At 68.7% G+C, this 23,934-nt stretch carries 22 protein-coding genes; 10 read left to right on the top strand and 12 right to left on the bottom strand.

Annotation, left to right across the window (positions count from 1 at the left end; all coding sequences use genetic code 11):
* The first annotated feature begins 32 nt into the window (after positions 1 to 32).
* Positions 33 to 338, top strand: coding sequence for a hypothetical protein (locus ACVWZ7_RS08300; protein ID WP_116767090.1), 306 nt, complete (start codon positions 33 to 35; stop codon positions 336 to 338).
* A 13-nt stretch (positions 339 to 351) separates the two neighbouring features.
* Here ACVWZ7_RS08300 and ACVWZ7_RS08295 read toward each other — a convergent pair whose 3' ends face one another.
* Both ACVWZ7_RS08295 and ACVWZ7_RS08290 read right to left on the bottom strand, forming a co-directional pair.
* Positions 352 to 987 (bottom strand): DedA family protein, encoded by a 636-nt coding sequence (locus ACVWZ7_RS08295; RefSeq protein ID WP_116767089.1) that lies wholly within the window; start codon positions 985 to 987, stop codon positions 352 to 354.
* A gap of 28 nt (positions 988 to 1,015) precedes the next feature.
* Positions 1,016 to 2,014, bottom strand: a complete 999-nt coding sequence (locus tag ACVWZ7_RS08290) for an RluA family pseudouridine synthase (protein ID WP_116767088.1) — start codon at positions 2,012 to 2,014, stop codon at positions 1,016 to 1,018.
* A 256-nt stretch (positions 2,015 to 2,270) separates the two neighbouring features.
* On the opposite strand from ACVWZ7_RS08290, the gene ACVWZ7_RS08285 reads away from it, so the two are divergent.
* Entirely contained in the window at positions 2,271 to 2,957 is a 687-nt protein-coding gene (locus ACVWZ7_RS08285) for a helix-turn-helix domain-containing protein (RefSeq protein WP_456507565.1), read from the top strand.
* On the top strand, positions 2,950 to 3,642 hold the full coding sequence (locus ACVWZ7_RS08280; protein WP_456507564.1) for an SRPBCC family protein: 693 nt from the start codon (positions 2,950 to 2,952) through the stop codon (positions 3,640 to 3,642). Before ACVWZ7_RS08285 ends, ACVWZ7_RS08280 begins: the two co-directional genes overlap by 8 nt.
* A gap of 283 nt (positions 3,643 to 3,925) precedes the next feature.
* On the opposite strand, the gene yczR is transcribed toward ACVWZ7_RS08280, so the two are convergent.
* Positions 3,926 to 5,527 (bottom strand): MocR-like transcription factor YczR, encoded by a 1,602-nt coding sequence (gene yczR, locus ACVWZ7_RS08275; RefSeq protein ID WP_456507563.1) that lies wholly within the window; start codon positions 5,525 to 5,527, stop codon positions 3,926 to 3,928.
* A gap of 61 nt (positions 5,528 to 5,588) precedes the next feature.
* Here yczR and yczE point away from each other — a divergent pair, with 61 nt between their 5' ends.
* Positions 5,589 to 6,221 (top strand): membrane protein YczE, encoded by a 633-nt coding sequence (gene yczE / locus ACVWZ7_RS08270; protein ID WP_456507562.1) that lies wholly within the window; start codon positions 5,589 to 5,591, stop codon positions 6,219 to 6,221.
* Positions 6,222 to 6,457: 236 nt separating this feature from the next.
* On the opposite strand, the gene ACVWZ7_RS08265 is transcribed toward yczE, so the two are convergent.
* The 9 genes from ACVWZ7_RS08265 to ACVWZ7_RS08225 all read right to left on the bottom strand — a co-directional run bounded on the left by ACVWZ7_RS08265 (position 6,458) and on the right by ACVWZ7_RS08225 (position 17,374).
* Positions 6,458 to 7,321: a DNA-formamidopyrimidine glycosylase family protein gene (locus ACVWZ7_RS08265; RefSeq protein ID WP_456507561.1), complete on the bottom strand. Its 864-nt coding sequence runs from the start codon at positions 7,319 to 7,321 to the stop codon at positions 6,458 to 6,460.
* Positions 7,314 to 12,455 (bottom strand): Lhr family ATP-dependent helicase, encoded by a 5,142-nt coding sequence (locus ACVWZ7_RS08260; RefSeq protein WP_456507560.1) that lies wholly within the window; start codon positions 12,453 to 12,455, stop codon positions 7,314 to 7,316. The genes ACVWZ7_RS08265 and ACVWZ7_RS08260 overlap by 8 nt, the downstream gene beginning before the upstream one ends.
* Before the next feature lie 62 nt (positions 12,456 to 12,517).
* Positions 12,518 to 13,147, bottom strand: a complete 630-nt coding sequence (locus tag ACVWZ7_RS08255) for a DUF4232 domain-containing protein (RefSeq protein WP_202615846.1) — start codon at positions 13,145 to 13,147, stop codon at positions 12,518 to 12,520.
* 114 nt (positions 13,148 to 13,261) lie between these two features.
* Complete coding sequence (locus ACVWZ7_RS08250; RefSeq protein WP_456509084.1) at positions 13,262 to 14,014, bottom strand: YcnI family copper-binding membrane protein; 753 nt, start codon at positions 14,012 to 14,014, stop codon at positions 13,262 to 13,264.
* 260 nt (positions 14,015 to 14,274) lie between these two features.
* Complete coding sequence (locus ACVWZ7_RS08245) at positions 14,275 to 14,892, bottom strand: hypothetical protein (RefSeq protein WP_344362876.1); 618 nt, start codon at positions 14,890 to 14,892, stop codon at positions 14,275 to 14,277.
* A gap of 134 nt (positions 14,893 to 15,026) precedes the next feature.
* The gene (locus ACVWZ7_RS08240; protein WP_344362878.1) at positions 15,027 to 15,170 is read right to left on the bottom strand and encodes a hypothetical protein; all 144 of its coding nucleotides are present in this window, start codon (positions 15,168 to 15,170) and stop codon (positions 15,027 to 15,029) included.
* Positions 15,157 to 15,402, bottom strand: coding sequence for a hypothetical protein (locus ACVWZ7_RS08235; RefSeq protein ID WP_456507559.1), 246 nt, complete (start codon positions 15,400 to 15,402; stop codon positions 15,157 to 15,159). The genes ACVWZ7_RS08240 and ACVWZ7_RS08235 overlap by 14 nt, the downstream gene beginning before the upstream one ends.
* Positions 15,403 to 15,615: 213 nt before the next feature.
* Positions 15,616 to 16,176, bottom strand: coding sequence for an SRPBCC family protein (locus ACVWZ7_RS08230; RefSeq protein WP_456507558.1), 561 nt, complete (start codon positions 16,174 to 16,176; stop codon positions 15,616 to 15,618).
* 181 nt (positions 16,177 to 16,357) lie between these two features.
* A complete protein-coding gene (locus tag ACVWZ7_RS08225; RefSeq protein WP_456507557.1) occupies positions 16,358 to 17,374 on the bottom strand; it encodes a LacI family DNA-binding transcriptional regulator in 1,017 nt (338 codons plus the stop codon).
* A gap of 162 nt (positions 17,375 to 17,536) precedes the next feature.
* Here ACVWZ7_RS08225 and ACVWZ7_RS08220 point away from each other — a divergent pair, with 162 nt between their 5' ends.
* The 6 genes from ACVWZ7_RS08220 to rhaI all read left to right on the top strand — a co-directional run bounded on the left by ACVWZ7_RS08220 (position 17,537) and on the right by rhaI (position 23,934).
* Entirely contained in the window at positions 17,537 to 19,102 is a 1,566-nt protein-coding gene (locus ACVWZ7_RS08220; protein ID WP_456507556.1) for a sugar ABC transporter ATP-binding protein, read from the top strand.
* On the top strand, positions 19,099 to 20,121 hold the full coding sequence (locus ACVWZ7_RS08215) for an ABC transporter permease (RefSeq protein WP_456507555.1): 1,023 nt from the start codon (positions 19,099 to 19,101) through the stop codon (positions 20,119 to 20,121). The genes ACVWZ7_RS08220 and ACVWZ7_RS08215 overlap by 4 nt, the downstream gene beginning before the upstream one ends.
* Positions 20,111 to 21,124, top strand: a complete 1,014-nt coding sequence (locus ACVWZ7_RS08210) for an ABC transporter permease (protein WP_344362908.1) — start codon at positions 20,111 to 20,113, stop codon at positions 21,122 to 21,124. Before ACVWZ7_RS08215 ends, ACVWZ7_RS08210 begins: the two co-directional genes overlap by 11 nt.
* A gap of 58 nt (positions 21,125 to 21,182) precedes the next feature.
* Complete coding sequence (gene rhaS, locus ACVWZ7_RS08205) at positions 21,183 to 22,268, top strand: rhamnose ABC transporter substrate-binding protein (RefSeq protein WP_456507554.1); 1,086 nt, start codon at positions 21,183 to 21,185, stop codon at positions 22,266 to 22,268.
* A 128-nt stretch (positions 22,269 to 22,396) separates the two neighbouring features.
* Entirely contained in the window at positions 22,397 to 22,771 is a 375-nt protein-coding gene (locus tag ACVWZ7_RS08200) for an L-rhamnose mutarotase (RefSeq protein ID WP_456507553.1), read from the top strand.
* Positions 22,768 to 23,934: an L-rhamnose isomerase gene (gene rhaI / locus ACVWZ7_RS08195; RefSeq protein WP_456507552.1), complete on the top strand. Its 1,167-nt coding sequence runs from the start codon at positions 22,768 to 22,770 to the stop codon at positions 23,932 to 23,934. The genes ACVWZ7_RS08200 and rhaI overlap by 4 nt, the downstream gene beginning before the upstream one ends.

The raw sequence follows: 23,934 nt of genomic DNA, 5'->3' as shown, positions 1-23,934 counted from the left end.
CGGGAGGATCGGAGGGCCGATAGGGTTGTTTCATGCCGTCGTTCCAGACCAGACTGAAGATCACCGGACTCAAGCCGGGCAACCACCCGGAAGCGGTCATGGCCGCGGCTGTCGAGGCGCTCGGGACGCGGCACCACGTCGAATCCCACCAGCTTGATCTCGCCGGCGGCGTGCCGCAGCTGAACCTGCGCTTCCTCGTCGACGCCACCGCGTACAGCACCGAGAACAGCCAGGCGCTCGAATCGGCCGCCATGATGCGCGACGCCGTCGAACGCGTTGCGCTCACCGGTGCGCTGACGGTGCTTCGGCGCAGCCGAGGCCGCTGGGCGCCAGTCTAGAAAGTTCGGGCGTCTAGAAGTCGAGTTCCTCGTCCGGGTCGCCGGGGGCGGGCGCGACGGGGGACCGGCTGCCCCGCCGCCGCGTCACGATCACGCCCACGATCGCGCCGATCAGCAGCCCGACGCCCACACCGATCAGGGAGCTCGCCCAGAAGGGGAGCCGGGTGGCCGAACCTGTGAAATAGCCCAGCGCCACGGACCAGCTGGCCCAGAGCAGGCCGCCGAGGGCCGCGCAGAGGCTGAACCCGCGCGTCGAAACGTTCGCGATGCCTGCCGCAGCCGTCGTGGCGAGCCGTCCGCCGGGGATGAAACGGAGGCCGATGATCGCGCCATACGTGGAGGACCGGCCTGCCTTCGCAATCGCCGAGTGCACAGCCGCGTGGAACTGCAGGCCCCATTTCCAGCGGTCAAGCACGTGGCTGAGCCGCCGCTTGAACAGTTGGAACACCAGCAGATCCCCCAGCCAGGAGGACACGGCGGCGAAGAGCACTACGAGGAAGCCGTTGACGTGGCCCTCCGCGGAGAGCGCGCCGCCGGTGATGACGAGCATTTCTGAGGGGATGGGCGGAAAGATGGCATCGCCGATCACGAAGGGGAAGATCCAGAAATAGATCGCGGCGCCCCAGCTGTCCGCATTTCCGAAGTCCATGGGCACAAGGTACCGCACTTCCAGCCTGCTATCGGGCTTCGCTCAGGTTCAGGCCGCTGCGGTATTCCACCGGGATCCCCGAGATGGGGTCGATGAAACGGATTCCGCGGGCCAGGAGCTGTAGCGGCTTGGTGTAATCGTCCGGGGCTTTGTCCAGCAGTTCCGGGTAGAACGCATCGTTGACGATCCCCAGCCCGAGGGAGGCCATGTGCACGCGGAGCTGATGGGTTTTCCCCGAGTGCGGCTCCAGCCGGTACAGCGCCCGGCGTCCGGGGCCGCCGTCGTTACTGCCTAGTGGGCCGCCGTCGGTCTCGCGTGAAACATGCGCGTTGGCGTCCGTTGCGCCGGTGGCGTCAAATGTCCGCAGCCGCTCGATCCGGGTTTCCGCGTTGGGTTCGCCGTCAATGACCTCGGCGAGCAGGTAGCTGCGGGACTTGGTCATCCGGTTGCGCACCACCACGGGGAAGTCGACCGCGGGGTGGCCCGGGGCCGGTTCGGCGGCGGACACGCACTCGTATTCCTTCTGGACCTGGCGCTTTTCGAACAACACTTGGTACTTGCCCCGGGTCTCGGGGTTCGTGGACAGCAGCAGGATGCCGGCCGTCATACGGTCCAGGCGGTGCATCGGGATGAGGTCCGGCAGGCCGAGCTGGTTCCGGAGCCGGACCAGGGCTGACTCCTGGATGTACGTCCCGCCGGGGGTGGTGGGCAGGAAGTGCGGCTTGTCCACGACCAGCAGGTGATCGTCCTGGTGCAGGATGGTCAGCTCCACGGGGATCCGCGTCTCCGGCGGCAGGGTGCGGTAGTACCAGATGAAGGTGTGGTCCTGCAGCGGCGTGGCGCGGTCCAGCGCCACCCCGGCCTCGCCAACGATCTCGCCGGCGTCGAACCGGTCCTCTATGCCCTGCGGATCAATGTGCCCCCAGCGGTGCATCATGTAATCCAGCGCCGTCTCCCAGGGCCCCTCGTCCGGCAGGCGCAGGCGCGTTGCATTGACGCCGTCGCGCACGGGGAGGGGGGATTGCATCACGGGTCTATTCTACGTGTGCGCCTCTTGCCCACCGTCCCGCCCCTGCCCGCCCGCCCCTGCCCCGCCCCTGCGCCCCGCACTGCCCCTGCCCCGCCTCTGCGCCCAGTTCGCCGGACGGGTGCGAATTCGCCGGAAGCTTACGGCGAACTGGTACGTCTCCGGCGAACTCGCGAAACCGGGCCTGCCGTCCGCCGGCCCGCCGACCAGAAAAAAGTTCTTGACAAATAAAATTGTCGGCGAGCAGACTTGAAGCATGTTGGATATCGAAGTGATCGAGGATCCGGCCGCTGCGGAGGCCTCCCTGGACCCGATCCGCACCCGGATCCTGCGCGAGCTGGCCGAGCCCGGATCGGCAACGCAGCTCGCCGCGAAGGTGGGCCTGCCGCGGCAGAAGGTGAACTACCACCTCAAAGCCCTCGAACGGCACGGGCTCGTCGAGCTCGTCGAGGAGCGGCGGCGAGGCAACGTCACCGAACGCATCCTGCAGGCGACGGCGGCGTCGTACCTGATTTCGCCGGCGGCGCTGGCTTCCGTGGCGCCGGACCCGCACCGTTTCTCGGACCGCTTCTCGGCCTTCTGGCTGCTGGCGCTTGCCGCACGCATGGTCCAGGAGATGGGCCAGCTGATCGCCGGTGCGGCCGCGGCCAAACAGAAACTTGCCACCTTCGCGATCGACGGCGAGATCACTTTCCGCTCGGCGGCGGACCGGGCGGCCTTTGCCGAGGAGCTCGGCGTCGCCGTGACCCGACTCGTGGACAAATACCACGACGCCGGAAGGGGACCCGCAGCGGGTTCCCCGGCGGCGGGACGCAGGCACCGGCTCGTCGTCGCGCTCCACCCGGCCCTCAAAGCGCCGGCAGCCAACCCGGCGCCCGCCGATTCACACGCCACAGACGGACAAACTACAGACCCGCAAGCTAAGGAGCAGGACAATGACTGACAAGCGTGAATTTGAGATCGTCTACGACACCGAGCTCCCCGGCACCCCGGAGCGGGTGTGGGAGGCCGTCACCAAGGACACCCCGGCCTGGATGTTCCCCACGGACCAGTGGCCGGCGGTCCGGACCGTGGATGAGTACCCGGCACACCTCGTGTCCCGGATGGACGGTCCGGATGGCTGGTTCAACCAGCTCGAGCACGTCCTGGAACCGCTCGACGGCGGCCGCGCCCGGCTGCACTACGTGCACAGTGGCATTTTCGCGGACAACTGGGATGAGCAGTACGACGGCGCCAGCAAGCACACCGCGTTTTATCTGCACACTTTGGGTCAGTACCTGAAGTACTTCGACGGCAAGCCCGTGGTCTTCACTGACATCCAGGCGCCGGACGCATCGCAGACCCCGGACGGCTTCGACCGGCTCAAGAAGGCCCTTGGCGTTGGCGCTGCGGCCCAGGGGGACACGGTCCAGCTGGATCTCGACGGCGTTGGCCCGCTCACCGGCGAAGTGGACTTCGCCAACGAGAACTTCCTTGGGCTGCGGACCGCGGATACGATGTACCGCTTCTTCGGGCGCAACGCCTTCGGGGCGCCGGTGGGCATGACCGTGCACGACTTCAGCGGCGCCGGGGACTCCGCGGCGACGGAGAAGGCCTGGGCCGGGTTCCTGGCGAAGGTGTATGCGTAGGGCCGCGACACGCATCCCGCGTGGCGAGGCGCACTCCACCTGGTGACGCGCATCCCGGCCGGCGACGCGCAAATGCCTTGTCGACACCCGGAATCGGGCGTCGACAAGGCATTTGCGCGGCGTAGGAAAGCGCAGGCCGCGCCGGGTCGTTAGCGCAGCGTAGGAAAGTGTGGGCGTCGCCGGGTCGTTTGCGCAGCGTAGGAAAAGGTGGGCCGCGCCGGGTCGTTAGCGCAGCGCAGGAAAGTGTGGTGTCGCCAGGTGTCGTTCCCCGCCACGGCTGCGCTCAGGCGATGGCGACAGCTGGCGGTCCCGTCAGGTCCCGGCGGCCGGCGAGCTCTCTTCGCAGTTGCGGCGATGCCTCGAGCCGGTCCTGCGCGGCCCGTAAGGCCAGGACCGCCGTTTTCAGTTGGTCCGGGGGCAGGGTGAACGGCAGCCGCAGGTATTGCTCGAACGCGCCGCCGACGCCGAAACGGGGTCCGGCGGCGAGCCGGATTCCGACGTCGGGAGCCACCACCGCGAGGGCGGTGCTGATCGGCGCCGGGAGACGGCACCAGAGGGACAGGCCGCCGTCGGGCCGTTCCGGCTCCCAGCCCGGCAGGTGCTCGCGCACCAGTTCCAGCAGGGTGTCCCGGTTCTCGCGCAGCGCGGCGAGCCGGGCCGGGAGCGGCTCGGCGATGGCGTTGACCAGATGCGCCGCGGCAAGCTGTTCCACCACGGGGCCGCCGAGGTCCAGGGTGGTGCGGGCGGCGGCGAAGCGCTGGATGAGGGGTTCGCTGGCCCGGATCCAGCCGGTCCGCAGCCCCGCCCAGTGCGACTTGCTGAGGGAGCCGAGGGAGACCACCGCGGGGCTGAACGCGGCCACCGGAGTGGAGTGTGCGTCGTCGAGATTCAGCTCCCGCAAGGTCTCGTCCACCACCAGCACGGTGCCCGACGCGGCGGCAGCCTTCACGAGGCGGCGCCGCTGGGAATCGGGCATCAGCCGCCCGGTGGGGTTGTGGAAGTCCGGCACCACATAGGCCATCGCGGGCCGCTGCTGCAGTAGCGCTGATTCCATGGCCTCGAAGTCCCAGCCGCCAGCGCCGTGGTGAGGAACGCCGTGGTGGCCAATTCCGTGGTGGCTAGCGCCGTTGCCCGCCGTGCCGGTCTGGCCTGTGCCGGTGTGGCCCGTGCCCGTCGGCCCTGGGGCGGGCATGGCCACGGGAACCGGGCGGCAGCCCGCGGCCCGGATGGCGTCGAGGGCATTGGGGTAGCTCGGATGTTCCACGAGCACCTTGGTGCCCGAGCGGCCGGCCAGGGTGCGGAGCACAATGTTCAGGGCATGCTGTGCGCCCGAGGTGACCAGGATCTGCCCGGCCGTGGTGGGAACACCCGCGGCGGTGTACCGCGCTGCGATAGCTTCGCGGAGCGGGCCCACGCCCAGGGCGTCGTAGCCGAAGCCCGGCAGCAGTGCCGGCAGCTCCGTCAGCGCCGCGGCAAAGGCCCGGTGCACCACTTCGCCGCTGGCGGGCAGGGACGCGTAGGCCAGGTCCAGGATTCCGTCCGGCACCGCCAGGCCGGGAGCGCCGCTGAGCCGCAGGGCGCCATCGGGGCCGCCGGCATGCGCGGGCCCCTGGCTCGGGATGCAGCTGCGGCTACGGCTGCCCTGACCGCTGCTGAGGAAGCCCTGCTCGCGCAGCAGAGCGTACGCCGCAGTTACCGTCGTGCGGCTGATTCCAAGGCTTACGGCCAGGGAGCGCTCGCTCGGCAGGGCGACATCCAGGGCAATGCGCCCGTCGAGGATGAGCAGGCGGACGACGTCGGCCAGCTCGCGGTAGGCGGGGGCGGCACCAACGTTCCACTCGCCCAGCTGGCGGGCCAGTGATCCGGGCGTCAGAGAGATCGGCATGTAGCCAGTATTTCAAACTGGCTATGGATTACAAGGCCAGTTTTCCTGGAGGATGGACTCCATGTTGACCCGCAGACTCCTCCAGCTCCTGATCGGCCTCGCCATGTACGGCGTTTCGCTCGCAATGTTCATCCGGGCCGGCCTGGGACTGGATCCCTGGGACGTCTTCCACCAGGGACTCGCTGTCAAGACCGGGCTGAGCATCGGCACGGTGGTGGTGATCGTCAGCTTCCTCGTCCTGCTCTTTTGGATTCCGCTCCGGCAGTGGCCCGGCGTCGGCACTCTGTGCAACGCCGTGCTGGTGGGTGTGTTCGCGGACGTCGGACTGGCCCTCATCCCGAAGTTCTCGCACCTTGGCGGCCAGATCGGAATGCTCGCGGGGGCCATCGTGCTCAACGGCATCGCCTCTGCCTGCTACATCGGCGCCCGCCTCGGACCCGGGGCCCGGGACGGACTCATGACGGGACTCGCCCGGCGCACGGGCTGGTCGGTGCGGGCCTCCCGCACCGGGATCGAAGTGGTGGTCCTCGGGGCCGGCTGGCTGCTGGGCGGTTCTGTTGGTGTGGGCACGGTGCTGTACGCGCTGGCGATCGGCCCGCTGGTGCAGTTGTTGCTGCCGCGGTTCACCGTGCCGGAAGCGAAGCGGCCCGAGATCCCGGTGGCGGAGGCCGACCCCGCCGTCGCGGCTTCTTGAGCGCGACTTCTTGACCGCGACTTCTTGACCGCGGCTTCCTGACCTCCGAATCCTGAGCGGTCCATCCGGTACCCGCATCTTGACGACGGGGGAAATCCCTGCCGACGCGCAGATTTCCCCTCGACGCGGGAATCCAGGTGTCCTCAGGTAAAGAGCGCCGCGCAGACGCTATTCCGCGTCACGAGTCCGATCACGCCGCGCAGGGGTCGCTACGCAGGGGTCCCTACGACCGGGGGCTACGCCGGTCCCGTTGCGGGGGCCGGCAGCGGCTGGCACGTGGGGCAATAGTAGATGTCCCGCTCCTCCGTGAGCGTGCCGGTGCCGGTCTCCTTGCCAAGGACTCCGCGGCGGATCGGGGAACCGCATTTGAGGCACGGCTGGTGCTCGCGCCGGTAAACCCAGTAGCCGGGGCGTCCGGCCGTGCGGCCCACCGGGACGCCCCGCGCATTCAGCACGGTCGTCCGGCGGCCCGGGCCGAGATTGGCCGCCAGCAGTCCCTGGGCCTCCGTGATCATGGCGGCGAGATCCGGCACCGCGGACACGGGCGCCGCCGGATGGACGCCCGAGAGGAAGCAGGCCTCGCACCGGTAGATGTTCCCGATCCCTGCCAGCTTGCTCTGGTCCAGCAGGGCGACCCCGATGGGGACATCGGGGTCCGCGCGCAGCCGGCGTTCGGCCTCGGCCGCGTCCCAGCCCGGGCCCAGCAGATCCGGGCCCAGGTGCCCCACGATCGAGTCCTCCTGGTCGGTGCGGACCACCTCAAGAATGCCGAGGGAGAACCCGACGGCGTCTGCTGTGGCGGTGCGCAGCACACACCGGGCCGTGAAGCCGGGCTTCCGCCAGCGACCTCCGGACGGGTAGACCTGCCAGCTGCCCTCCATCTTCAGGTGCGAGTGGATGGTGAGCCGGTCCTTCGGCGTCGGCCCCTGCACCCGCATCAACAGGTGCTTGCCGCGGGGCACCACCTCGTCCACGGTCCAGCCGCCGAGCTTCAGGGTGGCGAAGCGCGGGACGCGGAAGTCGGACGAAACCAGTTCCTTGCCGGCCAGGGCGGCATGCAGCTGCGCCGCGGCGCGGAAGACGGAATCGCCCTCAGGCACGGATCCTCAGTCCCTTCGGGGTGGAGTAGGCCCCGGCCTGGGCGAGGGCGGCGGCCACCGGGGTGTCGAGGATGCCGTGGCCGTTGACTTTCTCCATGATCAACTTGTCCACTGCGCCGCGGGTCACCACTCCCACCAGGGCCGTGCCCGCCGCGGCCAGGACCTCGGCGTCGTCGCTGAAGGCGAGCAGGGTCTTGCCGCCGCGTTCGACGTAGAGGGCCAAGGCGCCGTCGACCAGAACCACAAGGGCGCCGGCTTTCCGGCCGGGGCGGTGGCCTGTGCCGGCGTCGACGTTAAGCGCAGGCCACGGCAGCGCGGCGCCGTACGGGTTGGCGGGGTCGGTGGCGGCGAGGGCGAGCGCCACCGGTTCGGCCTTGTGCAGCTGGGCGTCCTCGACGTAGGACCGCAGCCGGTCCACCGTGGCCGGCACGGCGAACTGCGCGGCGCCGAGGTGCTCGATGAAGTAGCCGCGGCGGCACCGGCCGGCCTCCTCGAGCCGTGCCAGCACCTTGTACATAAGGCCAAAGCCGCCGAGGATGTTTTCTGCCATGACGGAGCCGCGGGTGACCACGCCGTAGCGGTCCAGAAGGAGTTCCGCGGTGGCCCGGGCGTGGATGGTGGCATCGAGTTCCGGGGATGGCAGGGCGGACCATCGTCCGGCGGCGAGCGGGGGCGCGGGCGCGGTGCCGGTCACCGAGCCGTACCTGCCGCCGGTGAGCCCCGGCGATCCGAGCAGGCCGGTGCCGTGCGCACGCCCGAGGCGGCTGAGCCGCGGCGCGCGAGCCCGCGGGGCGCGCCCCACCTGCCGGTGCGCGGTGTGCCCGCCGGCGATGAGGGCCCGGACGGGGGCAAAGGTGTCGCCCGTGATCCGGCCCGCCCAGGCGAGATCCCACAGCGCGGCCACCACGTCCTGGTCGCTCAGAACGGTGTCCATGCCGCCGGCAACGTCGGTCAGCTGCCGGAAGAAATAGCCGCCGCCGTTGGTCTGCAGGTGCTCCAGGAGCCGCCGCTGGGCGTCGCCGGGTTCGAAATCGACGGCGGGATTCAGCGTCAGTTCGGCCGAATCGGCGAGGTGGAGGCTGATCCAGCCGTCGTTGCCCGGCAGCGAGCCGGCCCCGGACCAGAGGACCTCGCCGGCGGCCATGAGTTCGTCCAGCATGGCGGGCTGGTAATTGGAGACGCGGCTGGCCAGCACCAGCGGCTCCCAGGCGGAGGCCGGAATGGGCACGCCGGAGAGCTGGTCGACGGCCGTGATGATGCCGTCGAGGCCGCGCAGCGCGGACTGCCCGCGGCCGCCGGGTGTTCGCACGTTTTGCCAGGCGGGAAGGAACCGGCCGTACGCCGTGGCGTCCACGGGCTCCACTTCGGCCCGGAGCGCGGCGAGCGAACGACGGCGCAGCTTGCGGAGGACCTCCGCGTCGCACCACTCGCTCACTCCCGCCAAAGGCGGAACGACAGGCGCAACGGCAGTCGGGGCCGTGGCCGCCGCGTCCTCGGATTCCGCGGTGCCGGGTGCGGTGCTGGCTGCCGTAGTGTCCGCCGTGACTGCGGGCGCCGGTGCGTGCGGGCGGAACTCGCCTTCCACCACGCGGCCGTCCGCGGCGAGCCGCTTCAGCGCGGTGCCGACGACGGCGACGCCGAGGCCCAGCCGCGCCGCGGCCTCGGCGGCGGTGAAGGGCCCGTGCGTGCGGGCGTAGCGCGAGACGAGGTCGCCGAGCGGGTCCGCGACCGGTTCAATGAACGCCAGCGGCACGCCCATGGGCAGCGGCACGCCGAGGGCATCGCGGAGCCGGGCGGCGTCTTCGACCGCCGCAAAGCGTTCGACGCCGGCGATGTTGACCTTGATCGCCCGGTTGGCCCGCTGCAGCGCGGTCAGGTGGGCCGCGGCGACGTGGACCCCGGTGACGGCGTCGCCCGCCACAGGAGTCTTGGCAGACGCTGGAGCAGGCTCCCGCGCCGGGGCAACCTCGGCGCTCGCCAGTGCCAGGGTTCCGGCGGGTTCAATGCCCGCGGTTGGTGCCGCCACCGATTCCAGGCGGGCGGCAACCTCGTCCGGAGTGAGCGGGCCCAGGAGGCGCAGGAGGTCCGCGACGCCCTCCAGCCCGCGCGCCCGGCGGTCCGGAGCGAGCCGCTGCAGCTCACGTTCCGTGGCGTCGATGACCTTCGCGTCGAGGAGTTCGCGCAGCTCCACCCGGCCCAGGAGCTCGTTGAGCAAGGTGGAATCGAGCGCCAGGGCCGCGGCGCGGCGCTCCGCCAGTGGTGAATCCCCTTCGTAGAGGAACTGGGCCACGTAACCGAAGAGCAAGGACTTCGCGAACGGTGAGGGCTGTTGGGTGGTGGTCTGCACGATCCTGAGCTCGCGGCGTTCCACCGAGGCGGCGATGTCCTTGAGCGCCGGAAGGTCGTAGACATCCTGCAGGCACTCGCGCACCGTCTCCAGGACGATCGGGAACGTCGGGTACTTCCGCGCCACATCGAGCAACTGCGCGGAGCGCTGCCGCTGCTGCCACAGCGGCTGCCGTTTGCCGGGGTTCTGCCGCGGCAGGAGCAGGGCGCGGGCGGCGCACTCGCGGAAGCGGGAGGCGAAGAGGGCACTGCCGCCGACCTCCGCCGTCACGATCTGTTCCAGCTCCTCGGGATCGAAGAGGAAAAGCTCCGCACCCGGCGGCTCGTCTTCCATCATGGGCACCCGCAGCACGATGCCGTCGTCGGCGGCCATCGCCGAGCCGTCCATCCCGTAGCGCTGGTGCAGGCGCTGGCCCACGGCCAGGGCCCACGGCGCATGCACCGGCAGGCCGAAGGGGCTGTGCAGCACCACGCGCCAGTCCCCGAGCTCGTCGTGGAAGCGTTCCACCACAAGGGTGGTATCACTGGGGACCACCTCGGTGGCGAGCCGTTGTTCGGCGAGGTACTGGATCAGGTTGTTCGCCGCGTAGTCGTCCAGCCCGCTGGCCTTGCATCGCTCGGTGGCTGGTCCGACGTCGGACGCTGAGAGTTCGCGCATGAACGCGCCGAGGGCGCGACCCAGGTCCACGGGCCGGCCCAGCGAATCGCCCTTCCAGAACGGCAGCTTGCCCGGCTGACCGAACGCCGGCGAGACCAGGACGCGGTCGTGCGTGATGTCCTCGATCTTCCAGCTGGTGGCGCCAAGGGCGAAGATATCGCCCACCCGCGATTCATAGACCATTTCCTCGTCGAGTTCGCCCACCCGGCGCCCGCCCTTGGCCGCCGCCGTGGCAGGGCTGGCTGCCCTGCCGTCCGCACTGGCACCGCCGGCGGAACCGCCGGTCCCCTCGACCTCGGTGCCGATGATGTAGACGCCGAACAGCCCGCGGTCCGGGATGGTTCCGCCGGAGGTGACGGCGAGCCGCTGCGCCCCGGGACGGCCCTCGATGGTCCCGGCGTTCCGGTCCCAGATGACCCGCGGCCGCAGCTCCGCGAATTCGTCCGAGGGGTAGCGTCCGGCGAGCAGGTCCAAGGTGGCCTCGAACGCGGACCGGGGGAGCGAGGCGAAGGGCGCCGATCGCCGGACCGTGGCGAACCATTCCTCGACGTCGATGGCGCCCAGCGCGGCGGCGGCGACCGTCTGCTGCGCAAGGATGTCCAGCGGATTGGCCGGCACGCTGAGCCGCTCGATCTTGCCGTCGAGCATCCGTTCCACGGTGATGGCCGTGTGGACGAGATCGGCCCGGTGCTTGGGGAACAGGACGCCCTGGGAAATTTCGCCCACCTGGTGGCCGGCGCGGCCCACCCGCTGCAGGCCGCTGGCCACCGAGGGCGGCGACTCGACCTGCACCACGAGGTCCACAGCACCCATGTCGATGCCCAGTTCCAGGGAGGACGTGGCCACGACGCAGCGCAGCCGCCCGGACTTGAGATCGTCCTCGATCAGGGCCCGCTGATCCTTGGAGACGGAGCCGTGGTGGGCGCGGGCCAGCACGGGATCGGCGCCCGCGGTGCTGCCGGCCTGGGCCATCATGTGCGCCGGCGTGGCGGTGGAGGTGGGCAGCGCCGAGGCGCCGCCGGACTGCACGGCGATCGGCACAGCATTCGGTCCGGCTTCGAAGTCCGGCGCGTCTGCGCCAAACTCGGTCCAGCCGCCGCCAGCTGCCATGAGCTGGCGTTCGGCGTAGATCTCGTTGAGCCGGGCGGTAAGCCGTTCGGCGAGGCGGCGGGAGTTCGCGAACACGATGGTGGACTGGTTGGCCAGCACCAGGTCCACGATCTTTTCCTCCACATGCGGCCAGATGGACGCCTGTGGCTGGAGACCGGAGGCAGGACCGGAATCGAAAGCCCCCGCGGCGCCCTGGAGATCGGACATGTCCTCAACCGGGACAGAAACGGTCAGGTCCCAGTTCTTCCGCGACGGAGGAGCCACAATTTCCACCGGTGCCGACCCGGCGAGGAACTGCGCCACCAGCTCTTTGGGTTCCACGGTGGCCGACAGCCCGATCCGCTGGGCGGGCTTGGGCAGCAGCGCGTCGAGCCGTTCCAGCGACACCGCCAGATGTGCTCCGCGCTTGGTGCCGGCGACGGCGTGAACCTCGTCGATGATGATCGTGTCCACCTCGCTGAGGGTTTCCCTCGCCTTGGACGTCAGCATCAAGAAGAGGGATTCCGGGGTAGTGATGAGGATGTCCGGCGGGTGGCTGAGCAACGAGCGGCGGTCGGCCGCCGTCGTATCCCCGGACCGGACGCCCACGGTGATGAGCGGGGTGGGGAGGTCCAGGCGTTTGGCGGTCTGCGTGATGCCGATCAGCGGCGCGCGAAGGTTGCGTTCGACGTCGACGCCGAGGGCCTTGAGCGGGGAAATGTACAGTACGCGGGTCTTCCGCGGGACCGTTTTCCGGCGGCCGCCCTTGGCCGTCGTGTCCAGGCCGGGCAGGGCTTCGGGCTCGGCCGGGGCGGAGGCGATCAGCCGGTCCAGCGCCCAGAGGAACGCAGCGAGCGTCTTGCCGGAGCCGGTGGGAGCGACAACGAGGGCATGCGAGCCGGAGGAGATGGCATTCCAGGCGCCGTTCTGGGCCGGGGTGGGCCCGGAAAAGGCGCCCAGGAACCAGTCCCGGGTCGGCCGGCTGAACCGGTCCATGGCGTCGGCCGCAAGTGTGCCGCCGGCGAGCTCCTGCCCCTTCATTCCTCCATCATGCCCTACCCGGCCGACACTATTGGCCGGGCAATGTCCTGGGGCGTCTGGGGCTACTTCGGTTGGAAGGCCCCGATGGTCAGCAGGTTGATCTCGGTGTTGCTGCAGGCATCAAGCGGCTGCGGGAGGAACAGGGAAGCGGTGTCCTCAGGCGGGTAGACCCGGAATCCTGCCGCGGGCGTCCGGGTGCAGTCCCCGTAGTTGGCGGCTTGGGTATAGCGCAGGGTGGCGACGCCGGCCTGGCCCGGGGCAAGCTGGACATCGGTGACCGGCGTGGAGTCGTCGCGGGTGGCGGCGGCGCCGATCGGCTCGCCGTCGGCCCCTGCCGTGAGGGAGACGCCCGCGTAGCCCTTGAGCAGGCACGGCTCGGTGCCGGAGTTGGTCACGATCAGTTTCATGTAGACGCTGCCCGCCGCGCCGCCGCCGGTAGAGTCGGTGGTGGCCGTCAGGCCCGCGGCCTTGCACAGCGCGGGGCCGGACTGGGCCGCCTGCGATGCCGGGGCGGCAGAGGTGTCCGTTGCGGCGCCGGAGGCTGCGGGCAGGCTGGCCGGGCTGGCCGACGCGGTAGCCGGTGACGTCGCCGACTGGGTCTGCGCCGCGCTGCCCCCGCAGCCGCTGAGCAGGAGGGCCGCGACGGCAGCCGTTGTCACAAGCAGTGCATGATTCATTCGCTGAGACCTCATGGCTCCACCTTTATGCCCGCCGATGCCTTAGTCAACGACGCCACGGCGACGGAGCCCCGATTGATGCCCGGATTGTGATTTCCGGGCATCAACCGAGGTCAACCGCGCTGCGCGTTACTTCTGGGTCACGGAGCTGCTGCCGTTCTTGGTGCGGCTTCGGATGAATGCTGCCCCGCCGAGCACTAGGCCGCCTAGCCCGGCGGCCATGGCGCCCCAGCTCCGGGCCTGCGCGCCGCCGTCGTCCACGGACGCCATCTGGGTTGCTGCCGGGGCGGCCTCAACGCTGGCAGTGTGGGCCGAATGGCCGTCCGCGCCTGCGACGGCGTCGGTGACCGTCACAGACGGTGACGGGGTTTTGAGGGATTCCTCGTCCTGGCCTTCCTGCGGGATCTGCGACCAGTCGGTCTGACCCTGCTCGCAGGTCTGCAGGGTGGGGAAGTAGAGGGTCTTCCCCGGAGTATCGGGCAGCTTCACGGAGAGCACCAGGGTGTCCCGCAGCTCCGGGTCCAGCGGGGACTTGGCCGTGTAGACGATCTGGCTGGTCCGCTTGGTGATGGACGTCCCGTTGTCCAGTTTCTTGGGCGCGGGCAGCTGCTCCGTAACCTTTTGCACCGTCCAGTTCGGGTTCACCGTGGGCTGGGCGTCGTTGAGTTCGGCGGGCAGGGTGATGGTCATTTTGGTGGTCCCGGACGTATCGCAGCCGTGCGGAATCCCGAAGGTCAGCAGGGCGTACGAGTTCGCGGCGGTCTTGTCCGGGGTGGCTTCGACGTGCGCGGACGCGGCCGGAAGCCCGGCGAGCATCAGCGCCGCCGTTCCGCCGGCCACGGCCGTGACGGAGAGGGTGCGGCGGAGGGCAGAGGCGTGCAGTGTGGTTTTCAAGGTAAGGGTGCCTTTCAGGCGGACGCGCTGCGCTCGGGGCAGCGCGAAAGTGGGGGTGGACGCGGCGGCTCCTACCGCTCATGGCTGTGCGGATCAGCCCAGCCCAGGACAGGACGGGGCAGCACAGGCGGCCCAGAACGGGCGGATTCGATCAGCGCAGGGCAGCGCACGGCAGCGCAGGCCGGATCGGAACGGGCCGGTTGAGGGCACAGCAGAGCGGGACAGCTCCGGCCGCGGCCGGAGGGATGTCAGGGAAGTACGACGGCGGCGGGCGGGCCGCGGCGGCTATCGGGACGGAGGTTCCGCCAGGGGAGCGGGGCACAGTCCGCCGGCCAGCCGGCCGGCACCGGTGCGGGGCCGGCGTCGGGCGTCACCGGTGACGGGAGCTGGACTAGCGGCCGGAGCCAGGCGGCGAGGGCCCACAGGGCGTCTTCGCCCTTGGCCAGGAGCAGCGCGCAGGCAAGAGTGGCCAGCGCGTGGCCGCTCAGCATGAACAGGGCCAGCGGGGAGTCCAGCTCATGGGGCTGAAGATGGGTGAGGGTCCCAGCGGGGATGACGGCCAGGCCGTGGTGGGTTGGCTCGCCGGCGGGCGTCCCCGCAACGGATCCGCCGAACGCGGTGAAGGCCTCGTGCAGGACCACCTGCCCGGCGCCCAGGAGGGCGGCCGCGGCCGGGAACCCAAGATGGAGCCGGGTGGCAACCGTGCAGGCCAGTCCGGTCAGGGCCAGGATGGCAACCAGGATGCCGGAACCGGGCAGTTGGCCGCCGGAGACGACGTGGGCACAGGCTGCCAGCGTCACCGCGGTGGTGGCGAAGAGGGCGGCCCGGAGGGAATGGAAAGGAACCCGGGCGTCGTGTAGTCGCACGGAGTCCTCCTGACGGGTCGCTGATCGCGGGTCGCGGTTTCCTACCAGATTCTACCGGCGCGCGGGAGCTGAGGGGCCCGGGCGGCTGGCGCCGGGGAGGTGCGGGAGTGCCCGGGGGAGGGAAGCCGCTGCGGCTAGTCGGTCTCGGGGCCCGAGCAGTAGTGGCAGTCATCGGGGCAGGAGGCGGCGCCGGAAGCCCAGGTGTCCGTCCCGGCTGCGGTGCCGGACAGGGTGGTCGGCTGGCGCACCAGGGGTGCGGAGCGTTCAGTTGTCAGCATGACGGGCTCCTTCGGGGTCTGCCACGGTCAGTTCGAAGCCGTCGGCAACATGGAACAGCTGCCGGCGTCCGCCGTCGGAGAGCACCCACACGACGGCGCCGTCGGCGGTGCGGTTGTCGACGCGTCCGGCGTACTCAATGCGGCCGCCCCGGCGGAGGTGGACGGCGTCGCCGATCTCGACGTCGTCCCAGTGGACGGGGCCGCCGGAGGGCCGGTTCTTCTGCAAAGTCATGAGGATTCCTGAAAGGTCACGGGGAAACGTTGATGTGATCCAGCTAACCGTGGAATGGCTTGTCGGCTCAATGGTCAACTGAATGAGACACCTCCGTCTCGTTGTGCAGGAGTCCAGTGCGGGAGTCCGTTGCGGGGACAGTGCGGGAGTTTGGGCGCCACGCCTTCCGCTCCGCATCGCTGTCATGCGCGCCGGCGCGGGCTGCCGGCCGGTTCAGGCCCGCCACCGCAGCCAGGCGAAGGTGGGCCGCGGCGGCGGTGGAACAGGGTGCGTTGCGCCGGTGGCGATCCCCGCTGCAGCCCGGCGCCGGCGCAGCTCCAGGGCCAGGCTCTCCTCGCCGCGGGCCATCGCCCAGCGGTGATTGGCGGCGAAACCGGGTTTGAGCAGCCAGCTCAGCCGCCGCAGCAGCGGCTTGGCGGCGCTGACCCGCCAGTCGTAGGTGATGACCGTTTCCGGCCCGTCCGGCTCAAAGGTCCAGCGGCCGGTGCCGTTGAGGTCGCCGGCGGCGGTGAGGGCGAAGCCGCGGCTGGTGACCGGCTCCGTGACCGTGAGCGTCCACCGGAGCGTGTAAGGCAGCCAGCCCTTCGTATGGAGGCGCACGGGGCGGGGAACGCCGGGCCCGGGTTCCGGACCGCCGGCCACCGGCTCGACGCTGAGATAGACGGACGGCCACCAGCGGGGCAGGGCGGTGGCGTCGCCGAGGACGGCCGCGACCTCCTCCGGCGTGCCGGCCACCCGCCAGACAGTCCGGAACTCATAGTCTGTGCTGCCCATGGGGGCCTCCCGAAATGTTCGCCAGCCGTAGGCGATGCAGCGGCCGGGGCGGATCGATGCACGTGACCGTACCCAGCAGGGTGCGTCCGGTCAATGGGCCTGGCGGAAGCCCGAGCGTGCGCTCCGGACGGGGCGAAAGGGCACATGCCCCCGGTCCTGAAGGGCGCAGGGCAGGGGCTCGCTAGTGGCGCCGGGTGCTCTGCCTGGCAACGAGTTCCGGCGTGAACACCACCTGGCTGTGGACGTGACCGTTCTCGTCGTCGATTTCGTCGAAAAGGAGCTGGGCGGCACGCTCGCCGATCAGGTGCCGCGGCTGGCTGATGGAGCTGAGCGGAATGCTCGATTGGGAAGCGAAGTCGATGTCGTCGAAGCCCACGATTGCGATGTCCTCGGGCACGCGGAGCCCGTTGGCGGCGAAGGACTGCAGGAGCCCGAGCGCCAGCTGGTCATTGGCGGCAAACACGGCGTCCGGCCGCTTGTCGGGCTGAAGATTTCCGATGAGATCGCCGATCTGGCGCCCGCGCTCAAATTTCAGGTCGGGCGTTTCGAACAATTGCAGCGATACCCCAGCCGCTTCGGCCGCGTCGGCGGCACCGCGGTAGCGGTCCTCGACCTGCTGCAGCGTGAAGGGACCGCCCACGAACGCCGGGCGCACCGAACCGACGCTTAGGAGATGGGTCAGGGCTGTCGCGCCGCCGGCGACGTCGTCCACCGAAACCGAGCAGAACTGATCCGTGCGTGCGAGCCGGTCAACGAGCACCGAGGGGATGCCCCGGGCACGCATGGTTTCGAGCCGCTCCAGAACCTGGCCGAACGGGGTGATCAGGACGCCCTGGACGCGCTGCTGCTCGAACAGGTCCAGATAGGCCAACTCCCGCCCCGTGTCCTCGGCGCTGTTGGCCAGGATCAGGGAGTGCTTGTGGTCTTCGGCGACGTTTTCGGCCCCCAGCGCCACATCGGTGAAGAAGGGGTTCCGGACGTCCAGTACGAGCATGCCGAGGCTCCGGGTGGACCCGGACCGCAGCGACCGGGCCGATTCGTTGCGCACGAATCCCAGCTGGTCGATGGCAGCCAGGACGCGGCTCTTCTTGTCGACCGAGACCTGCTCCGGCCGGTTGAGGACATTTGAAACAGTGCCGACGGAAACCCCCGCAAGCGCGGCGACATCCTTCAGCTTTGCACCCGGGCCGCTTGACACGTAAGAACCTCCTAATCACTGAATCGAATCAATCCACTCCTTCAATGTTACGTCGTTCACATTGGCCGCCCGGATGTTTGCTGGTTGACACGCAGCGGAAACAAGCCCTAACGTGTGAGTAGGTTCACAAATGAATCGATTCATTACAAAGGAGTAACGGACATGGCCGAAGCACAGGACGCCACGGTTCGGAGCACCCGGAGGGCCCAGGCGGCAGATGTTCCGCTTCTGGAACTGCGGGACATCCACAAGTCCTTCGGCGCGGTGCACGCGCTGCGCGGCGCCAGCCTCAGCCTGTACCGGGGTCAGGTCACCGCGCTGGTCGGAGAAAACGGCGCCGGCAAATCCACTCTGGTCAAGACCCTCGCCGGACTGCACCAGCAGGACCGTGGTCAGGTTCTGCTGGATGGCGAGGAGGTCTCGTTCCGCGATCCGCTCCATGCCCGCGAGGCAGGGATTGCGGTCATCTACCAGGAACCGACCATGTTCCCGGATCTTACTGTCGCCGAGAACATCTTCATGGGCCGGCAGCCGCTGCGGTCCCTGCGCCGGATCGACCGGAAGGCGATGCGCCAGCAGGCCCTGGAGCTTTTTGAGCAGTTGGGGGTCAAGATCGATCCCGACCGGGCCGCGCAGGGTCTCTCGATTGCCGACCAGCAGGTGGTGGAAATCGCCAAGGCCATTTCGCTCGACGCGCGCGTCCTGATCATGGACGAACCGACGGCGGCGCTTAGCGGCGTCGAAGTTGACCGGCTCTTTGCCGTCACCCGGACCCTGCAGGCCCAGGGGGCCGCAGTAATGTTCATCTCCCACCGCTTCGAGGAAGTCTTTGCCCTGGCGGACTGGATCACCGTAATGCGCGACGGCGCGCACGTCGCCACCGCCCCGGCCTCCGAACTGACGGTCGACGGCGTGATCCGGCAGATGGTCGGCCGTGACGTCGCGTCCTTGTTCCCCAAGCAGGAAACGACGATCGGGCCCACCGCCCTCGAGGTGAAGGGGCTCAGCCGCAAGGGCGTGTTCTCGGATATATCCTTCACCGTGAGGGCCGGCGAAATCGTCGGCCTCAGCGGCCTTGTGGGCGCCGGGCGTTCCGAGGTGGCGCGGGCCGTCTTCGGCATCGACAAATACGACTCCGGTGAAGTCCTGGTCCGCGACGCGCCGCTCAAATCCTTGTCCCCGCGGGCATCGATGGCCGCAGGGCTCGCGTTCGTGCCGGAGGACCGGCGCAAGCAGGGCCTGGTCATGGAGCTGAACGTGAGCCGGAACCTCACCCTGACGCTCCGGCGGAAACTGAGCCGTTTCGGTCTCCTCACCAACCAGGCCGAGGCCCAGGCCACAAAGGAATGGGCCAGGAAGCTGCAGATCAAGGCGGGGTCCCCGATGTCCCCGATCTCGACTCTTTCCGGCGGCAACCAGCAGAAGGTCGTCCTGGGCAAGTGGCTGGCCACCGGCCCGCGCATCCTGATCATCGACGAACCCACCCGCGGAATCGACGTCGGCACCAAGTCCGAGGTGCACCGGCTCATCTCCGAGCTCGCGGGCACGGGCCTGGCCGTCCTCATGATCTCCTCGGAACTGCCCGAGATCCTGGGCATGTCGGACCGTGTGCTGGTGATGCACGAGGGACGGATCACCGCAGAACTTAGCCGCAAGGACGCCACGGAGGAATCCGTCATGACGGCGGCCACGGGAGTCGACCCGAAAACCAAGGAGACAACAGCGTGACCACCCTAACCCTGCAACGTCAGCCTTCCACGGCATGGCTGGGGACGTTGACCCGATCCCGTGAATTCAGCGTGTTCCTCGCGCTGGTCATCCTGATCGCCGTCACAGTAGCGGCCAACCCCCGGTTCTTGAGCGGGCAGAGCATCAAAGACCTGCTGCTGAACTCCTCGATCCTGGTGATCCTCGCCGTCGGCCAGGCGATCGTGATCGTGACGAAGAACGTGGATCTGTCGGTCGGCTCAGTGCTCGGACTGACGGCGTTCGCGACCGGAAAAATCTTCATCGCGCTGCCCGATCTTCCCGTGATCGCCATGCTCGGCATCGGCATCGCCCTCGGCGCCACGCTGGGGGCCATCAACGGGGCACTGATCGCGGTGGCCAAGGTGCCGGCCCTGGTGGTCACCCTGGGCACCTTGTATATCTTCCGCGGCGTTGACTTCGCCTGGGCCCAGGGCCAGCAGATCAGCCCCTCCGACCTGCCGGCAGACTTCCTGGCGCTCGGTGCCGGCACGCTGCTGGGATTCCCCTACCTGGCCCTGATCGCCCTCGCGGTCGTCCTGGCTTTCGGCCTCTACCTGAAGAACCTGCGTTCCGGACGCGAGTTCTATGCCATCGGATCGGACGTCCAGGCCGCCCGCCTGTACGGAATCCGGGTCGGGCGGAAGGTCTTCTCCGCTTTCGCGATCTCCGGCGCCCTCGCCGGACTCGGCGGGGTGATCTATGCGGCCAAGTACGGCAACCTGGACGCGACGGCGGGCCAGGGCCTTGAACTGAACGTCGTGGCCGCGGCTGTGGTGGGCGGGGTGGCCATTGCCGGCGGTGTCGGCACGGTCTACGGGGCAGCCCTCGGCGCCGTGCTCCTGACCACCATCACCTCTGCCCTTCCGGTCCTGGGCGTCTCGCCGTTCTGGCAGCGGGCCATGATCGGCGTCCTGATCCTGGCCTCGATTGTCCTGGACCGATACCTTGCCCTGCGCACCGAGCGCCGTCTGAGAGGACACGATTCACATGCTGGTTGATACAGCACCGCCGGCAGCAGAAACCCGCCGCGCCCCCCGCTTCGGCTTCCTGCGCAGCTGGGACACCGCCATCATTCTGGCCCTCGTGGCCAGCATCATCGTCGCCTCCCTGACCGTGAGCGGTTTCGCAACCTCCCGCAACGTCGGGTTCCTTCTGATCGACGTGATCCCGGTCCTGCTGCTGGCGCTGCCGATGACGCTGATCATTATCACCGGCGAGATCGACCTGTCCGTCGCCAGCATCGCCGGCTTCGTCAGCTGCGTCTTCGGAGCGCTCTGGAACGCCGGGATGCCGATGGAAACGATCGTCCCCTTGTGCCTTGTCCTCGGCGCCGTGTCCGGGGCGCTCAACGGTTTCCTGGTCTCCGTCGTCGGCCTGCCGTCCCTGGCCGTGACCATCGGTACCCTGGCGTTGTACCGCGGGCTTGCCTTCGTTGTCCTGGGGGATCAGGCGGTCACCAGCTTCCCGCGGGCCATCACCACGGGCCTGCAGGCAAAGATCGGCACCACGGGCATCCCCGTCTGGATTCTGCCGGTCATTCTCCTGGTCATCATCTTCGGTGTCGCCCTGCACTTCACCGGCTTCGGCCGCTCCCTGTTCGCCATCGGCTACAGCGTTGACGCCGCCCGTTTCTCGGGAATCGGCGTCGCGCGGACAAAGTTCTGGCTCTTCGTCATCTCGGGCACCGTCGCGGCGCTGGTCGGCGTGTGGTGGACCCTGCGGTACGGCAGCGCACGCGGTGACAACGCCACGGGCCTGGAACTGTCGGTCATCGCGGCGGTACTGCTCGGCGGCGTGTCCATCTTTGGCGGCAAGGGCACCCTGCCGGGCGTCATCGCCGGCGTCGGGCTTCTGGCCATCCTGCGCAACGCGCTCCAGCTGGCGAGCGTCCCCGAGGACACGCTGTCCATGCTCACCGGCGGCCTCCTGATCCTGGCCGTCGTCGCCCCTAACGCCATCGCCTGGGTCCGTTCTCTCTCCCACAAAGCTTCAACGACCTGACCACCGTTCACACCACAGCAACAACGACGTTCAGTTGAAAGGCACCACTATGAAATTCATGTCCACGACCGGATCCCGCCGCCTCGCGCCGGCCTATATCGCCGTCGCCACGGGACTTGCGCTGGCGCTTAGCGCCTGCGGTGGAACCACCAACACCTCCAGCACCGCCGGCGGCGGGGCCGCATCTTCCAGTGCCGCAGCGGATCCGAATGCGCCGATCAAGGAAGGCCTGAAGGTGGCCTTCCTGCCCAAGCAGCTGAACAACTCCTACTTCACGGTCACCGACCGCGGCGGCAAGGCTGCGGTGGACGAGTACAAGGGCGTCTTCTCCGAGGTGGGCCCCTCAGAGGCCAGCGCCTCCAGCCAGGTGAGCTACATCAACACGCTCACGCAGCAGGGCTCCAACGTCATCGCAACCTCGGCCAACGATCCCAAGGCCATCTGTTCGGCGCTGGACGAGGCCCGCAGCGCCGGCGCGAAGGTGGTCACCTTTGACTCGGACACCGACCCCTCCTGCCGCGACCTCTACATCAACCAGGCCACCGCTGAAGGCATCGCGTCCACCCAGATCAAGCTCATCTCCGACGCCATCGGTCCCGACGGCGGGGACATCGCCATTCTGTCCGCCACGGCCAACGCCACGAACCAGAACGCGTGGATCGAGCTGATGAAGAAGGAACTCGAGAAGCCCGAGTACTCCAAGCTCAAGCTCGTCGCCACAGCGTACGGCGATGACAACGCCCAGAAGTCCCAGCAGGAAGTCCAGGCGCTCCTGCAGGCCCACCCGACGCTCAAGGGCATCATCTCGCCCACGACTGTCGGCATTGCCGCGGCCGCCCAGTACCTCTCCGGGTCCGAGTACAAGGGCAAAGTGCAGCTGACGGGCCTCGGCTTCCCGAGCCAGCTCAAGGAGTACCTGAAGAACGGCACCATGAAGTCGTTCGCCCTGTGGGATGTCGAAAAGCTCGGCTACCTCGCCGCCTACGCCGGCGCGGCCCTCGCCTCCGGCCAGATCACCGGCGCCGAAGGCCAGACGTTCAAGGCCGGCACCCTGGGTGAGTTCAAGGTCGGCCCCAACTCCACCGTTCTGCTCGGCGAACCCACGGTCTTCACCGCCGCGAACGTGGACCAGTACAACTTCTAGGCACCCCGCTCCGGCGCTGATGTCATGATCAGCGCCGGAGTTTCTTCACTCAGCACGCACAATGCTATTGTCTGAATGAATCGATTCAATCGACTTATGGTCAAGAGTCGAGATCAGGAGAATTCCTCATGAGGGTGTGCTTTCGCTCCTCGGTCAAACCCAGCCAGGTTCCCGAATACCGGCGCCGTCACGCCGCCGTCTGGCCGGAGATGCTCCGGGAACTCAAGGCAGCGGGCTGGAACAATTACTCGCTGTTCCTCGCCGACGACGGGCTGCTGGTGGGGTATGTGGAGTGCGATGACTTCGACGCAGTGCGCGCCCGGATGGCACTGACTGAGGTGAACGCACGCTGGCAGGCAGAGATGGCAACCCTGTTCGAAGACGAAGCACAGGCGCCGGACCAGGGCTTCCTCCAGCTCACCGAAATTTTCAATCTTGAGGACCAGTTGTCCGCGGCCAACGCCGCTGAGGACAACCCCCAACCGCAGAAGGAACAATCATGAACACCATAGAAACGGCCCTGGGTCGCCTCGGGGAACTCGCCATCGAGGTCCCGTCCTGGGCCTACGGCAACTCCGGCACCCGCTTCAAGGTGTTCGGCACCCCCGGCACCCCGCGCACCGTCCAGGAGAAGCTGGCCGACGCCGCGAAGGTCCACGAACTCACCGGCCTGGCACCCACGGTCGCGCTGCACATCCCCTGGGACAAGGTAGATGACTATGCGGCCCTGAAGGAGTATGCCGCGGACCTGGGCGTGGGCCTGGGCACGGTGAACTCCAACACCTTCCAGGACGATGAGTACAAGTTCGGGTCCCTGACATCTTCCAACCCGGCGGTCCGCCGCCGCGCCGTCGACCACCACCTTGAGTGCCTGGAGATCATGCACGCCACGGGTTCGCGGGATTTGAAGATCTGGCTCGCGGACGGCACCAACTACCCGGGGCAGGATGACATGCGCGGCCGGCAGGACCGCCTGGCCGAATCCCTGCAGGAAATCTATGCCGGCCTGGGCGAGGAGCAGCGCCTGGTGCTGGAGTACAAGTTCTTCGAGCCGGCCTTTTACCACACCGACGTCCCGGACTGGGGGACCTCCTACGCCCAGACCCTGGCCCTGGGCGCGAAGGCCTTCGTCTGCCTGGACACCGGCCACCACGCTCCCGGCACCAACATCGAATTCATCGTCATGCAGTTGCTGCGCCTGGGCAAGCTCGGCTCCTTTGACTTCAACTCCCGCTTCTACGCGGACGATGACCTGATCGTCGGCGCGGCCGATCCTTTCCAGCTGTTCCGCATCATGCATGAGGTCATCCGCGGCGGCGGTTTCGGTCAGGACTCGGGCGTGGCCCTGATGCTGGACCAGTGCCACAACCTGGAGGAAAAGATCCCGGGCCAGATCCGCTCCGTGCTCAATGTCCAGGAAATGACGGCCCGCGCCCTGCTGATCGATACCGATGCCCTGGCCGAGGCGCAGCGCAGCGGGGATGTCCTGGCCGCCAACGGCATCTTCAACGATGCCTTCTACACCGATGTCCGTCCTGCGCTGGCGCAGTGGCGTGAGTCCCGCGGCCTGCCCGCGGACCCGATGGCCGCTTTCAAGGCCAGCGGCTACCAGAAGAAAATCAACGAGGACCGCGTCGGCGGCCAGCAAGCCGGATGGGGAGCGTAA

The sequence above is a fragment of the Arthrobacter sp. TE12232 genome (assembly GCF_054062615.1).
Note: the sequence above shows the minus strand (reverse complement) of the source record. Positions and strands in the feature narration are given on the sequence as shown.

Excerpts from the sequence above, each read along its gene's own strand:
- ACVWZ7_RS08300 (WP_116767090.1), top strand. The coding sequence starts at position 33 with ATGCCGTCGTTCCAGACCAGACTGAAGATCACCGGACTCAAGCCGGGC.
- ACVWZ7_RS08295 (WP_116767089.1), bottom strand. The coding sequence starts at position 987 with ATGGACTTCGGAAATGCGGACAGCTGGGGCGCCGCGATCTATTTCTGG.
- ACVWZ7_RS08290 (WP_116767088.1), bottom strand. The coding sequence starts at position 2,014 with ATGCAATCCCCCCTCCCCGTGCGCGACGGCGTCAATGCAACGCGCCTG.
- ACVWZ7_RS08285 (WP_456507565.1), top strand. The coding sequence starts at position 2,271 with ATGTTGGATATCGAAGTGATCGAGGATCCGGCCGCTGCGGAGGCCTCC.
- ACVWZ7_RS08280 (WP_456507564.1), top strand. The coding sequence starts at position 2,950 with ATGACTGACAAGCGTGAATTTGAGATCGTCTACGACACCGAGCTCCCC.
- yczR (WP_456507563.1), bottom strand. The coding sequence starts at position 5,527 with ATGCCGATCTCTCTGACGCCCGGATCACTGGCCCGCCAGCTGGGCGAG.
- yczE (WP_456507562.1), top strand. The coding sequence starts at position 5,589 with ATGTTGACCCGCAGACTCCTCCAGCTCCTGATCGGCCTCGCCATGTAC.
- ACVWZ7_RS08260 (WP_456507560.1), bottom strand. The coding sequence starts at position 12,455 with ATGAAGGGGCAGGAGCTCGCCGGCGGCACACTTGCGGCCGACGCCATG.
- ACVWZ7_RS08255 (WP_202615846.1), bottom strand. The coding sequence starts at position 13,147 with ATGAGGTCTCAGCGAATGAATCATGCACTGCTTGTGACAACGGCTGCC.
- ACVWZ7_RS08240 (WP_344362878.1), bottom strand. The coding sequence starts at position 15,170 with ATGCTGACAACTGAACGCTCCGCACCCCTGGTGCGCCAGCCGACCACC.
- ACVWZ7_RS08235 (WP_456507559.1), bottom strand. The coding sequence starts at position 15,402 with ATGACTTTGCAGAAGAACCGGCCCTCCGGCGGCCCCGTCCACTGGGAC.
- ACVWZ7_RS08230 (WP_456507558.1), bottom strand. The coding sequence starts at position 16,176 with ATGGGCAGCACAGACTATGAGTTCCGGACTGTCTGGCGGGTGGCCGGC.
- ACVWZ7_RS08220 (WP_456507556.1), top strand. The coding sequence starts at position 17,537 with ATGGCCGAAGCACAGGACGCCACGGTTCGGAGCACCCGGAGGGCCCAG.
- ACVWZ7_RS08210 (WP_344362908.1), top strand. The coding sequence starts at position 20,111 with ATGCTGGTTGATACAGCACCGCCGGCAGCAGAAACCCGCCGCGCCCCC.
- rhaS (WP_456507554.1), top strand. The coding sequence starts at position 21,183 with ATGTCCACGACCGGATCCCGCCGCCTCGCGCCGGCCTATATCGCCGTC.
- ACVWZ7_RS08200 (WP_456507553.1), top strand. The coding sequence starts at position 22,397 with ATGAGGGTGTGCTTTCGCTCCTCGGTCAAACCCAGCCAGGTTCCCGAA.
- rhaI (WP_456507552.1), top strand. The coding sequence starts at position 22,768 with ATGAACACCATAGAAACGGCCCTGGGTCGCCTCGGGGAACTCGCCATC.